Source organism: Variovorax sp. RCC_210, assembly GCF_041355175.1.
Classification (GTDB): domain Bacteria; phylum Pseudomonadota; class Gammaproteobacteria; order Burkholderiales; family Burkholderiaceae_C; genus Variovorax.
In genome coordinates, this window is the sequence record NZ_JBFUPJ010000028.1 from 1 (window position 1) to 12626 (window position 12626).

Consider the following 12626-nt stretch of genomic DNA (forward strand, 5'->3'; position numbering starts at 1 on the left):
GAGCCTGCGAGCGCAACAGGCCAAACACGCACCATCGCCGACAAGCCAATTTACGACTTGATCAGACGTTCCCTAGCCCGGCCAGCACGCGCAGCACCCCGACAGCTTCCTCGCGCCCCAGCGACACCAAAGCGAGAAGCTGGGCGGGAGCTTACGGAGGTTCGGCGGCCGTTTTTTGATCTTCTGAGTTCGAGAAGATTTGTGCCGAGGCGGCGCATGCAGCATAGCGACGAACCGCTCGCTTTGCGAATCGCCAACAGGAGGCTCCGCTCGTTCGCATTCGATGTGCGCAGCCGAAGCCTTTGCATGGCGAGACGAACCGCTGGTATCCGTCAATGGCAGCTATCGCGAAGGTATTAATGTACCCAGGTGGACGTCCGTGCTGCATGTCCGGTTGTGACCTGTCGCAAGCTTGGCGGCCATACAGGCTGTCAAGCTTCCTCGTAGCGGTCGTTCGAGCTGCGCCCTGCGGTGCTCCTACTCGATGCGAAAGAACTGGCCAAGTCAATGACGGCTCTAGCCCTCTCGATAGTCTTGAATTTGAGAACGTGCGAGGTTCTGTGCCGCTGCAATATCTTCTGCTGTGGCGGCAGCTGTGTCAGGCAGCCACAAGAAAACGTTCGGCCCTTGGAACAGCATGAGACCGTCATCGAAACGACGAGCTTTTGTGAAGATCGCCCAGCCCGTGCGCGATTCAGAGCCCCGGCCTCGCACGTGCGCTCCGCTCTCGGACAGAGAAAAGGTGATCTCGTCGTTATAGAACGGACTTTTTCGGAATTTCTTCTCAAGCATCCAGATGCTTAGTGAGCGAGGCCAACCCGCCAAGAGCACCCCCACCATGATCAGGCAACCCAGAATTACCGCCACGCCCGGAGCCTTGTTCGCCAAGATGCTCAAAGCCAGCACACAAGAAAGTCCCCACAGCCATCGATTCTGAAAAAACGGGCGCATCCACCAGATTTCCCGCTTGTAGCGTTGAAGGCCCGTCCAGAAATGGTGTACCGAAAATTGAAACCGGTATTCGATCGGCATTCGAGGTATCGCATTCTTGTCTTGCATGGCAGTGTGACTAGTCCGGGTCGATATGGTGATTTGAACTGTTTGCGGTCGGCGGCTGAATGCCGTGCGCTTTCACGGTCGCGCAAGAACCGCATGCCGCCGGCGCACAAGACCAGGCGGCGTCGAGGGACGAGTTTCTGGCCGGCAGAAGCCAATCAATGAACTACCGCGTCCTGTTGTTGTTCGGCAGAGGCCGCCAGAGCGTTCTCAAGCACTTCGAACACCTCGCGTCCGTTGCTCGACACGAAGTAGTTGGCAAGGCTCGCGATGTGCGGTGCGATCTTGTCGCCCCAGGGCGGCTTGGAGCCGCGGTTCTCGAGGTCCCACCCCACAAGTGCGGGAGGCAACTGCTCAGGGTTACTTTGGCCAGTTGCAGCTCTGCGAGCTCAAAGAGCACTGGCATGTGGTCGATGCCCAACTGCGCGGCAGGCCGTTCGTGCAAAACTCGACGCGGGCATTGTCGTGGAGCGCCGCTATGCATCGAGCTGGATGGTCGGCCACGGCAAGATTTTTGATGAGGTTCCACTCGACATCTGAAGTCCATGTTTGGTCACAGGCGAAGTATGTCGGTCGCTGCGAAAGATCACCTCTCAGGGTGCTTGCGAGTCAACGCCAACCGCGCGCTGCCGGAGAGCGGAACGCCCTCCGGCAGCGAAGCCAAAACCTCGGCGCCTCGCGCTGCGGTTCCCATGTTGGCTACGAAGGTCAGTGGTGTGTGGCGAAATGAGAAGATCAGGTTGAACGTGCCGTAGGCCTCGCGTACGGCAACCTCGCGAATGTCCGTACAGGGCCGCTGGCGCGGGCGGATCACCCGGAAGACCAACTGGTCGCCTTCGATGCGGCAAACGGGATTCAGGCTGTTGGTCGCAAGTGCGATCCACGGCAATCCACGCAGACCGGTAAATGTTGCCAACGGCGCCGCGGCCTCAGCCAAGTGCGTTCACTCCCTGGGTGCGCAAGCGCTGCATCAACGATTCCCAGCGCTCCGCTTCCCAGTCCGCAAGGCATTGTTCGAGCAGCGCGGGTGAATGCAGCTCCGCCGTGATCGTGGTCTTCCGCGAACTCAGCCACCCCGTCTTTAGGGTGCGCATGAAGTGCACCTGGTCGTAAGGCGCTTCGTCCATCGGCACATGGCTCACGTACAGCTCCGCACGGGAGGCCGGGGCCTGGAACACGATGGCGGGCAACGGTCCTTCTTGCGTTTCGTACCATGCGGCCATGACCTTCTTCCAGTCGACCGACCTGACAAGCGCGATGGCCGCTTCAAAGCCGTCGACCTGGCCGATGTCGTCCTGGTCGGTCGAAGGCACACCGGACTGGATGGTTGTGTAGTGGAGCATCGGGTTGCTGCGGGACGAAATGAAAAGTTGTCGACGACATGCATTGCTGCGTCCCGCATCTATATCACAACATCCTGAAGACCAGCGGCGCGTCGCCGTTCTAAAGTCTGCGGTTTTGCCACTTCTGTAGGAACATGCAGGACAGTATTTCGCGTGTGCGACCTTGCCCGATGGGTGGCCGTCCTGGCCTTGCCGATGACCGTTGCCCTGACTGGTTGCAAACCGGAAGCGTCGACAACTCCGACAACTCCGACAACTCCGACAGCGCCAACAGCGCCAACAGGCGCGTCCAATCTCGTGGTGCCGGAGAAGCTGCAGATAGAAAAGCTGAACGCCTATGTCATGGCTTACACCAAGCTGCTCCAAAGGCACAGCTTCGGCAGGATCCTGCGCGACTACCGGCTTGCCAACCCGAAGGCCGCAAAAGCGGGCGCCCCGCTCGACAGTTAAAGCTTTGCGGGCGGCGATGTCGACGACGCCCTGCGCGCCTTCGACAAGGCCATGGCCATGGCACAGCCCTTGCCGGAACTAGACGCGCCGGACAAGGTGCTCAAGGCCGCGCTCGAAGCGGTCAACCCGCTGATCAAGGAAGCGCGCACCTACGAAAGCACCAAGGAATACCTGGGCGACAAGGGCGCCAAGGCGCGGCAGATGAATGCACCCCTGGGTCGCAGCACTCGATGCCGCCAACAAGGCCACCGCGGACTTCGGTGCCGCGTTGTCCGCGCAGACGCTGAAGCGCGACGAGGCAGAACTGGCCACGCTCAAGCCGGGTACGCTGGGGTTGCACAAGTTGAAGGTGTCGCTGGAGACGCGCAAGCTCGCAGGTACCGTCAGGCTCGCTCTCGAAGAGAGGCAGAATCTGCCGGCCATCGACGCCGCGCTGCAAGCCGTGAGTGCCGCGAACACCGAGCTTGGCACGCTGCGCAAGGACCCGAAGGCGCCGCCGGCCAGGGATCCGGTGTGCGCGATGTACAAGGAGAAGATCGACAGTCTGATCGGCAGCACGCGCGCGCTGACGGCCACGGTGAAGGGCGGCTCGAATAAAGCGGTTGCCGATGCAGCTACGCAGTGGGTCGACGTGCGCAACAAGGCGGTCGACGCGGCTAACAGCGGTGCCAGCTGAGGCGCCTTCAGGCAGGATCAGCAAAGCGGTACATAGCTGAAGACGGGGCACTGCACCAAGGCGACGACATTGCATGGACGCGCGCCCGCTCATCTTGTTCGAAAGCGGCATGCCGAGAGCAGTGGGCCGATCGAACTTTCCACATGTTGATTTCAGGGCTTGACCCGCCACATGGAGCTCAGGATTGGCTTTGCTCTGAATGACATTGAAACAGCTCTTGGAATTTTCCAACGTCGGCGAGCGGTTTCTGCCCTTCCACGACGACACCCGTGATGCGGTTTACTGGGACTTCGATCGCTTCAACCGTTCCCTGGCGGACACGTTCCCCTGTGGCCTGCGCTCCTGCCAGCAGTTGGCGTGCAGATGCAGAGGGTTCCAATTCAAAGTCGCTGGGCGCCCAAGTGGCGAGCGACGGCAGCTTTGCAAGCATCGGCTGCATTTCGGCGGCCATGGAGTGAGGCAGTCGCTCCATTCGCGTGCCGGCGCTCGATGCTCAGCAATCATTGCCTCCGTTTCGTCTTCCGCAGACCGCCAGAGAAGCGCGCCGCGCGTGGCGATCGGCGACGGGCCGAGCTCGAGCTTGATCGATACTGCGCTTGAGCACTATGGGCATGTGTTTGGCGGAGCGATTCGTCAACGGCAGGGGTGGGGTCGCATTCCCTCTTCCATCGGATTCCAATGGATCCGCTGGCGCCGAGTCAGTCAGGTGATTCCAAGCAGAGACGGAGGACCGCTCCTGGCTGACTGCGGCCGGCCGGGGCTGGGCCTTATGGGCTCGAGGCGGTCACGGGGCGTTGCTTCTCCAATCGGACGTCTCCGCCACCAATCTCCACCTCGTGACCCCATCCGAGATAACGGTAGAGTTGCGCAGCGCGGCTGTCCTGCGCGGTTTCGAGCCATGCCGCAGGGTGCCGCTCGAACAAGGCCGACTCACAGGCATGGGTCAAGCGCGTGCCTATTCCACGACCTTCATGCTCGGGCAGAACGAACAAGGCAAATAGGCATCCGCTGTCCAAGTCGACCATTGCAAACCCAACGATTTCCTCATCAACGGTCGCTACCCACGAGCAAGGTGCGGTACTGACGGCGATGGCGATGGATTCCGGCGTAACGCCTATTTCCGTCAGCTCATCAGTGGTCATCTTGTTTTCTCCGACCGACGCTCTGACCTTGAACATAGCGCTTACGTCTTTGACTGATGCAGGCCGGATTTTTGGAGCTGATCTTTTCATCGAGGAGAGGTGAGGGCTAACGACTGCTCCTGAGCGGTTCGGCCGGGAGCTGGGTTTTGCGGTGCTCGGCCGGTACGGCGGAAGCTCCAGCGACCGTTCGACGCGGGCCGGCGAAGGTTAAATCGCACGTCGACGGGCAAGGAGCGTCATTCCGCGCTGCCAATGCTCCCCTGCCGGAACCGTGCGACGCGTTGCCCGAGGACTGCCCGACCTTGCGGCCCAGAGCGCTGGGACTGCTATTGCGTAAAGGTGCCCAAGGCGAAAACGCTGTTCGGCACATTGGGCAGCGAGGGCGGGAATCGATGCTGGGCTGAAGCGGTCGCTGGCGGATTCTTCCGCTCGTGTTCGCGCAGCCTCTCCCGGCCAGCCGGCAAAAGGAACCACTCAGCAGGCCCCATGCGATCTCCTGGCTCAACGTCCACCAGCGCCTGCGCTTTAGCGGCACGAAGTGCGCGCCGCACCTGCTCCGCATCGCAGTGCAACAGTACCGCAAGTTCCTTCGCTTGAGCACCCAAGGGCAGGGACAACATCGCACGAAGTATCAAAGCCGTCAGTGGCTTGATGGACGATTCGCCTTGCGCAAGGATTTCAATTGACTCTTTTGACATAGTTCACAAAATTGATCGTTGGATAGCAGCCGTTGCACTACAACTTGTATCGTGTCGCTCGTCAATAGGCGAAGCCGCCGTCTTGGACCAGTGCAATTGACGTCGGTGCCCATATGCGATGGCACGCCGTTGTGTGTTTTGTCTTTGCTTCCGCGTCGGTTGCCGAGTCCGACCAGCTACCAACCTCCGCTACCGGATCCGCCTTTGAAGGGTCCGGCCAAGTCGGGGGTGATCCAGCCACCATAGAAAGGGCCCGCCTGTGGCTGGGCCTTCGATCCGCCGACACGGCAGTCAAGATTGTGGGCATAGAAGGCGACACAGCCAGCGAGCGGCTCGGCACCAGACAAGGGATGGGGATAGCTCCAGGCCACCTGGTCCAAGCGGCGTGCGCCGTCGACCAGATTCCAATAGCGCGCCGGTCCCTTCCACTCGCAGAACGAACCATTGCCAGCGGGCTGCAACAGTCCAGGCCGTACGTCGGCCAGCGGCAGGTAGAAGGTCGGTGGGTGGGCCGTTTCTCGGACTGCCCAGGCGGCGCGGGTGCGCGCGACCTCGAGATGGCCCCAGAGCACGACGATCTCACGTGGTTCGCGTACGAGCTCTGGCGGCCTCGGGAAATCCCAAACCGAAACCTGTCCTGGCGCAGGGACGTCGGCGAACGGGGGGCGCTTCTCCCCTCGCCAATGCCACTGCGCGCGGGCGCTATCAAGCCAGTTGGAATCGCTGCTCATGTTGATTGAAAGATACACGAGGACGCCAAGTGCCGGTCGAACGCCGAGAGTCCATGGTGGTTCGGAACAACGAGCTTTTGGCTGACAACGTGGTGCCGACGATGTGCACCTCTGGCCCAAACATGTTCCACCAGCGATTGGCCGATGCCTGCTGTACAGACCTGCGCAGTGGCGCTGCCGCTGCAATGCGGACATGTGCTTCCCCAAGCCGTATGACTGCAATGGGTGGCGGATTCAACCGGTCGATGCAACCCGTTGTGCGGTAGGTCGTCCCGTTGCTCTGCAGCGATTGCCGCCGCTCTCGAAGGCAAGTTCGATGACGGCGGCTCAGCCGGAATCGGTCTCTCAGCAGACTGTGCCTCGCGTCAACTCTTAGGGCAGTGGCAAGCGGCGCGATGAATCTGGAAGATCGTCGGCGGCTGCCTAAAGGGCTTGGTTTTCCGAATTGCTGCGTTCACGCGGCGCTGTCTGGCGGAGGAGCATGAAAAGCGCGATCGAAAGCGCTTGTGATGCCGTCACAACCAGTCCCAGGGCCGTCATCGGCGACACGCCTGCAAGCTTCGTCACGAGGGTTGCGCCCAAAGCGGCCCCCGACATCTGCATGAAGCCCAGCATGGCCGACGCGGCACCGGCTTGGGCCGCCACTGGCGCGAGCGACAAGGCGGTACCCAGTGGATTCGCGATGCCCATGCCGAAAAGGAACACGCAAAGGGCTGTGGTGAACGCGACCAGATCGGTGGGCGCCCAAACCGCCACGCCGCACATGGCCATGCCGCCGGCGAGCGAGAGCACAAGCCCGAATTGCAAGGTCTTTTGCGGACCCCACCGGCCCGACAGCTTCGGCACGAGCATCCCCGCAGCGAACACGACGGGGACAGTTGCCGCGAAGAAGAATCCCAATTGCAGCGAGCTCAAGCCGAGGGCGCCGATGAGCACGGCAGGCGCGGCGGCGAAGAAGCCATAGAGCGCGCCGGTGACGCATGCCACGACGGTCGCTGGCCGCATGAAACGCGCATCTTTCAGCAAACCGGCATACGTCGCGAAGACGGGGCCGATCGACAACGGCGTACGCTGTGAAGTGGCGTGGGTTTCCGGCAGCCGCAGTGCGTACCAGGTCGCCAGAATCAGCCCCAGCGCGCTGACCGTCCCGAAAGTCCAGCGCCAACCGACGAACTGCTCGGCCACGCTGCCCAGCAAGGGAGAAAACCCGGGCGCCGCGGCCATCGCTACGATCACCATCGCCAGCACCTTCGAGAGCGTCTCGCCTTCGAACAGGTCTCTGGCAATGGCGCGCGCAAGCACCGATGCGGCACACACGCCGGCTGCCTGAATGGCCCGACCGCCCACCAGCCAGGCGAGGTTGGGCGACAGCGCGCACATGACGCCCCCTGCCGCGAAGAGCAGCAGGCCGCCGATGACCAGCTTGCGCCGTCCGTACCGGTCCGAAAATGGGCCAACGATGAGTTGACCGATCGCGAACACGACAAAGAAAGTGCTCAATGTCAGCCCGAGCTGGGCGCCGGTCACGCCAAGTCCTGCGCCGATGGCAGGAAACGACGGCAGGATGATGTTGGTCGACAGGGCCCCGATGGCCGCGAGAGCGGCAAGCAGCGACACCAGTCCGCGCGTCGGCGCCAGCCGAGCAGCCGCATGCATCTGGACGGTGTCGCTTTTCATTCGGGGACCACGATCCGGATGGGTCGGGTGCCAAGCTCGAAGCCGGTGACGGTGTCGATCGCGGCGGGCTTGAGTTCCGTGCCGTTCTCGGCATCGAGGAAGCGCGTCAACCGACCGCCGCCCCGATGCTTCTGACCCCAGGCGGCAATCATGAAGAGGACCGGCAGAAAGTCTCGCCCGGCATCGGTCAGCACGTATTCCTCGCGCGGCGGGCGTTCCGAGTAGAGCTTTTTCTCCAGCAGGCGCTCGTCCGTCAGCGTTGCCAATCGCTTGGTCAGGATGGTCGGCGCGATGCCGAGATTCTTCTTGAACTGATCGAAGCGCGTCACGCCCGCATTGGCATCTCGCAGGATCAGCATGGTCCAGCTGTCCCCCAGAAAGGCAAGGCTGCGCTCGATGGGACATGTGGACTGGGCATCGGGTTTCGAGTTCATATCGATTTGATATTGACTTAGTATTGAATCGATACTAACCTGCGACCCGCGGTTCGTCCAGAGCCGAGAAATGCCTCGATCGATCCTTCAACGGGAAGCTCACATGAAAAAGACAGTACTGATCACAGGCGCGTCGTCGGGCTTCGGCCTGATGCTGGCACCCGCCTGCACGCCCAGGGCCACCACGTGGTGGGTACCAGTCGCGCGCCGGAAAAGTACGCAGCGCAGATGCCTTTCCAGCTGCTGCGCCTGGACATCGACGACGACGAATCCATTGCGTCGTTCGCTCGCGAACTGGCCCTGTCCACCGAGCGCTTGGATGTCCTCGTGAACAACGCCGGCTACATGGTGACCGGCATTGCCGAAGAAACGCCCATCGGCCTGGGCCGCCAGCAGTTCGAGACGAACTTCTGGGGCACCGTCAAGGTGACCAACGCATTGCTGCCCCGCCTGCGTGCCCAGAGGTCCGGGCAGATCATCACGGTGAGTTCGATCGTGGGACTGATCGGTCCGCCCAATCTGTCTTTCTACGCCGCCTCGAAGCACGCGGTGCAGGGCTACTTCAAGTCGCTGCGGTTCGAGCTGGACCAGTTCAACATCAAGGTCAACATGGTGGAGCCGGTGTGGTTCAAGACGAACCTCGGCCGCAACGCGATCGCCGCGGCGAGCGGCGAGATCGCCGACTACAACGCTTACCGCCAGCAGGTGCAGGCCGCGACGCAAAAAGGCATCGACGGAGCGGGATCGCCGGAGGCCGTCATCCAGACGATTTCCGGCCTCATCGAGGCGCGCGCCCCGAAGTTCAGCAATCCGGTCGGAAAGATGACCGGGATGATCCTGTTTCTGCAGAACTACATCCCGAAGCTGTTCGAGGGCTCGATTCTCAAAAGCGTGAAGACGGCTTGACTGGAGACACCATGAAGTTCTACCTGTGCAAATTCATTCCGCCCCGTGCAGATTTCCTCGCGACGATGTCCCCGGATGAAAAGACCTGGATGAGCGAGCACGGCGCGTTCCTGAACGACCTGCTCGACAAGGGCGTTGTCGTCGCGCATGGCCCGGTGATAGACCCGGCAGGCGGCTACGGCGTGTCGCTGTTCCGGATCGAAGAGGGGCAGGACGTTGATTCCTATACGTCACAAGACCCCATCGTCAAGAACGGGGTCGGGCACTATGAGCATTTCAAGATGCTGAGTCTGAAGTCGCGTCCTTAGTTGCGTCGCTTCATGTGCAAACGCCGTTGTAGCAAGCGGCGAGCCGCCTATGGAGCGAAGCCTAGATCAAGATGACTGTGCCGGACGCACACGGACTCCCAGCAGCGCTGCCTTGTTAGCGCCAGCGCAATCGTGATCAGCGTGGGATGCGGAAAAAAACGCGGACTGCCAAGAGCTAGTTCATGTATTCAGTCGACGACAGGATTTGAGCGGTCGCGCTGTACATCAAGCTCGGCAAACGCGTCGGAGTGACCATTCGTCAGTTGGGTTACCCAACCAAGAATGCCTTGAAGGGCTGGTGCCGGGAATTCGAGCAGCGCCTCGAATTACCTGTGGGCCATGCGGGGCCGGAGACCCAAGTTCTCGCAGAATCAAAAAGCGGCGGCTATCGCGCACTGGCTCACTGACGACCGCTGCATTGCTGCCACCATGAGGGCATCGGGTTAACCCGTAGAGGGACACTGACTGCGTGGGTTCGAGGCCCTTCGTGAGGCCAGAAGGGCTGTCGTTGGCGGTGTGCGGCGACGCAAAGCCGACAGGAACGTGGTCATGGCAATGGCCTCGAGCCTCGGATGATCGACCAAAGCGTCGCAGCCAGCTATGCCTTCCACGTCAACATGTGTGACCCAGTGCTGCAACCGAGCGGCAATGCGCTTTCAGCGCGTCCATGCCGCGGGCTCGGCCGAGGAAGGCAGTCAGCAGCTGGCAGGCAACAAGGCCGCAAGTGCCGGGCCGCGAAGCCAAGCTGGGGGCGAGAGGTTCTTGATACAGGGAAGTCAGGGCTGAGCAGTTCGGCTGAGCCGACCGTCTACCCGTGCACTCAGTGCCCAAAGACGGCGCGCCGCTCGCCGTGCGCGACGATGCCGACCAGAATCCCCTCACGCAGTCTCCAGGACTGCGCGACCGATTCGATTCGAAAGGCCTCCATTGATCGATTTCCTGAGCCAGCACCCGATCGGGCGCACCGGCATCTCCGTGACCGCGCTGGGCCTGGGTGGCGCACCCTTTGGCAACATGTACGCCGCCATGGCGGCCGGCGAAGCCGAGGCGACCGTCGCCGCCGCGTTTGCGGCCGGCATCCGCTATTTCGACACGGCCCCGCTCTACGGCTACGGCCTCAGCGAGACCCGCCTGGGCGAGGCGATCAAGCCGCTGCCACGCGACGAACTGGTGATCGCGTCCAAGGTCGGGTTCGACCTGATCCCGGTCGATCCGTCTGAGGTGACCTCGCGCATCTTCGTGCAGCCCGTGCCCATGCGCGCCGAGTTCAACTACTCGCGGGACGCGACGCTGCGCTCGATCGAGGCGAGCCTGAAGCGGCTCGACACCTCGCGCATCGACATGCTCGCGATCCACGATCCCGACGAGGCGGTCGATGTGTTTGGCGGCGCCGACCCGCGCAGCCGCTCACATTTCAAGGAGGCCATGGAGGGCGCCTACCCGGCGCTCGCGGAGCTTCGCAGCCAGGGCGTGATCAAGGCCATTGGCGTTGGCATCAACCAGTGGCAGATGCTGTGCGACTTCGCGGTGGAGGGCGACTTCGACTACTTCCTGCTGGCGGGGCGCTACACGCTGCTGGACCAGGGCTCGCTCGACCAGCTGTTTCCGCTGTGCGAGCAACGCGGGATCAGCCTCGCGATCGGCGGGCCGTACAACTCCGGCATCCTCGCGAGCGGCGCCGTCGAAGGCGCGACCTACAACTACCGTCCCGCCACGCCGAAGACGCTCGAGCGGGTACGCCGCATCGAAGCGGTCTGCGCCGCGTATGGCGTGCCGCTGCAGGCCGCGGCCCTGCAGTTTCCGATGAACCATCCGCTGGTGACCAGCGTGATTCCCGGCGCGCGTTCGATCGCCGAATTGGAGCAGAGCGTGCGCCTGTCGACGATCGCGATTCCGGCCGACTTCTGGCGCGAACTGAAGGCGCAGCAACTGATCGACGAGCGCGCGCCGCTGGGTCCGGCCTGAGCGGGCATGCCGATGCCACCGACGGGCCGGCCCGATGACGGCATGGTGGGCGAAAAGCCGGGTGTCGACCTGAACCCCGAGAGCACGCGGGGGCTCGCCGTGCTCTGCTCGGCCTCGGTGGCGGGGGTGTACTTTTTGCAGCCGCTGCTCAAGCTGGTCAGCATGAGCTTCGGCGTGACCGGCGCCAGCGTTGGCCTGATTCCGATGCTCGCGCAGGTCGCCGTGGGCCTCGGCGTGATCTTCCTGCTGCCCCTCGGCGACATGGTCGACAACCGCCGCATCGTGATGGCCGCGATCACGGGGCAGGCCGCTGCGATGCTGCTGATGGCGTGGTCGCCGAACTTCGCAACTTTCCTGTTGGGCATCGCGCTGCTGGGGCTGCTCACGATCGCGCCCTACCTGATTCCCTCGGCCGCATCGCACCTGACCACGACGCGCACGCGCGGCCGCGTCACCGGCGCGCTGACCAAGGGCATCATCGTCGGCATCCTCTTCGCACGCACCGTGGGCGGCTTCGTTGGTGCCTATGCGAACTGGCGCCTGGTCTATGGCCTGTCGGCCGTCGCGGCGTTGATCTTGCTGGCCTGGAGCGCGCGGCACGTGCCGCGCACCAAACGCACAGCCACCATTTCCTATGCACGATTGCTCGGCTCACTGCCCGTGCTGATCCACCGGGAGCAGGTGCTCAGGGTGGCGGCCCTCACGCAGGCCCTGATGTTCGGCACCTTCGGTTCGCTCTGGATTGCGCTGGGCCTGCACATCCAGGGGCCGGCCTTCGGCCTGAGCAGCGCGACGGTCGGTGCCCTCGGCCTGCTCGGCCTGATCTCCGCGGCGCTCGCGCCGCGCTCGGGCAGCCTGATTGACCGGCTCGGTGCCGACCGCGTGGTTCGCGCGGCGATTGTGCTCACCATCGCGGCATGGGCGCTGTTGGCCGCCTTCGGTCATTCGCTGATCTGCCTGGGCGTGGGCATCGTCATGCTCGACGTGGGCGCCTCGGCTGCCCACATCGCGAAGCAGACCATGCTCTTCGCGCTCGAACCCGGCAACCGCACGCGCATGGTCACGGTCTACATCGTTGGCCAATACGTCGGCGGCGGGCTGCTCGCGCTGCTGACCGGCATCGCCTGGGCGCAGGGTGGCTGGACGGGCGTCTGCCTGCTGGGCATCGGCACGACAACGCTGGCGCTCGCGGTCAACCTCAGGGCGCAGCGGCACTGAATTGCGCGGGTCTTGTGCACTG

16 protein-coding genes and 2 pseudogenes are annotated in these 12626 nt (G+C 62.9%); 8 read left to right on the forward strand and 10 right to left on the reverse strand.

Features of this window, described 5'->3' with window-relative positions:
• Positions 1–516: 516 nt before the first annotated feature.
• From AB6807_RS38860 to AB6807_RS38875, 4 genes are all read right to left on the reverse strand, one after another.
• Positions 517–1059 (reverse strand): YcxB family protein, encoded by a 543-nt coding sequence (locus AB6807_RS38860; RefSeq protein ID WP_132749213.1) that lies wholly within the window; start codon positions 1057–1059, stop codon positions 517–519.
• A gap of 155 nt (positions 1060–1214) precedes the next feature.
• Complete coding sequence (locus AB6807_RS38865; RefSeq protein ID WP_371088744.1) at positions 1215–1406, reverse strand: Imm70 family immunity protein; 192 nt, start codon at positions 1404–1406, stop codon at positions 1215–1217.
• A gap of 236 nt (positions 1407–1642) precedes the next feature.
• Positions 1643–1993, reverse strand: coding sequence for a hypothetical protein (locus AB6807_RS38870; RefSeq protein ID WP_371088745.1), 351 nt, complete (start codon positions 1991–1993; stop codon positions 1643–1645).
• Positions 1986–2399: a hypothetical protein gene (locus tag AB6807_RS38875; RefSeq protein WP_116914409.1), complete on the reverse strand. Its 414-nt coding sequence runs from the start codon at positions 2397–2399 to the stop codon at positions 1986–1988. The genes AB6807_RS38870 and AB6807_RS38875 overlap by 8 nt, the downstream gene beginning before the upstream one ends.
• A gap of 195 nt (positions 2400–2594) precedes the next feature.
• On the opposite strand from AB6807_RS38875, the gene AB6807_RS38880 reads away from it, so the two are divergent.
• The 3 genes and pseudogenes from AB6807_RS38880 to AB6807_RS38890 all read left to right on the forward strand — a co-directional run bounded on the left by AB6807_RS38880 (position 2595) and on the right by AB6807_RS38890 (position 3525).
• Positions 2595–2849, forward strand: coding sequence for a hypothetical protein (locus AB6807_RS38880; RefSeq protein ID WP_371088746.1), 255 nt, complete (start codon positions 2595–2597; stop codon positions 2847–2849).
• Between the two features lie 57 nt (positions 2850–2906).
• A pseudogene (locus AB6807_RS38885) lies at positions 2907–3005 on the forward strand (hypothetical protein); the annotation flags it as partial.
• Between the two features lie 49 nt (positions 3006–3054).
• Complete coding sequence (locus AB6807_RS38890; protein ID WP_371088764.1) at positions 3055–3525, forward strand: hypothetical protein; 471 nt, start codon at positions 3055–3057, stop codon at positions 3523–3525.
• Between the two features lie 178 nt (positions 3526–3703).
• Here AB6807_RS38890 and AB6807_RS38895 read toward each other — a convergent pair whose 3' ends face one another.
• From AB6807_RS38895 to AB6807_RS38920, 6 genes are all read right to left on the reverse strand, one after another.
• The gene (locus AB6807_RS38895) at positions 3704–3976 is read right to left on the reverse strand and encodes a hypothetical protein (RefSeq protein ID WP_371088747.1); all 273 of its coding nucleotides are present in this window, start codon (positions 3974–3976) and stop codon (positions 3704–3706) included.
• 316 nt (positions 3977–4292) lie between these two features.
• Positions 4293–4667 (reverse strand): GNAT family N-acetyltransferase, encoded by a 375-nt coding sequence (locus tag AB6807_RS38900; protein ID WP_371088748.1) that lies wholly within the window; start codon positions 4665–4667, stop codon positions 4293–4295.
• A 326-nt stretch (positions 4668–4993) separates the two neighbouring features.
• Positions 4994–5365 (reverse strand): hypothetical protein, encoded by a 372-nt coding sequence (locus AB6807_RS38905; protein WP_132749208.1) that lies wholly within the window; start codon positions 5363–5365, stop codon positions 4994–4996.
• 176 nt (positions 5366–5541) lie between these two features.
• Entirely contained in the window at positions 5542–6291 is a 750-nt protein-coding gene (locus AB6807_RS38910; RefSeq protein ID WP_371088749.1) for a DUF427 domain-containing protein, read from the reverse strand.
• Between the two features lie 228 nt (positions 6292–6519).
• Positions 6520–7773 (reverse strand): multidrug effflux MFS transporter, encoded by a 1254-nt coding sequence (locus AB6807_RS38915; RefSeq protein ID WP_371088750.1) that lies wholly within the window; start codon positions 7771–7773, stop codon positions 6520–6522.
• Positions 7770–8207, reverse strand: coding sequence for a helix-turn-helix domain-containing protein (locus tag AB6807_RS38920; protein ID WP_116914404.1), 438 nt, complete (start codon positions 8205–8207; stop codon positions 7770–7772). Before AB6807_RS38920 ends, AB6807_RS38915 begins: the two co-directional genes overlap by 4 nt.
• 189 nt (positions 8208–8396) lie before the next feature.
• Here AB6807_RS38920 and AB6807_RS38925 point away from each other — a divergent pair, with 189 nt between their 5' ends.
• The 5 genes and pseudogenes from AB6807_RS38925 (at position 8397) to AB6807_RS38945 (ending at position 12604) form a co-directional block, all read left to right on the forward strand.
• Positions 8397–9113 carry an SDR family NAD(P)-dependent oxidoreductase gene (locus tag AB6807_RS38925; protein ID WP_371088763.1) on the forward strand — a complete coding sequence of 239 codons (717 nt, stop codon included), beginning with the start codon at positions 8397–8399 and terminating at the stop codon, positions 9111–9113.
• Positions 9114–9124: 11 nt separating this feature from the next.
• Entirely contained in the window at positions 9125–9421 is a 297-nt protein-coding gene (locus tag AB6807_RS38930; protein ID WP_116914403.1) for a YciI family protein, read from the forward strand.
• A gap of 218 nt (positions 9422–9639) precedes the next feature.
• Positions 9640–9934 (forward strand): annotated as a pseudogene (locus AB6807_RS38935) (IS3 family transposase); the annotation flags it as partial.
• 414 nt (positions 9935–10348) lie between these two features.
• Positions 10349–11386 (forward strand): aldo/keto reductase, encoded by a 1038-nt coding sequence (locus AB6807_RS38940; protein ID WP_371088751.1) that lies wholly within the window; start codon positions 10349–10351, stop codon positions 11384–11386.
• Between the two features lie 6 nt (positions 11387–11392).
• Positions 11393–12604 (forward strand): MFS transporter, encoded by a 1212-nt coding sequence (locus tag AB6807_RS38945; protein ID WP_371088752.1) that lies wholly within the window; start codon positions 11393–11395, stop codon positions 12602–12604.
• Positions 12605–12626: the final 22 nt, after the last annotated feature.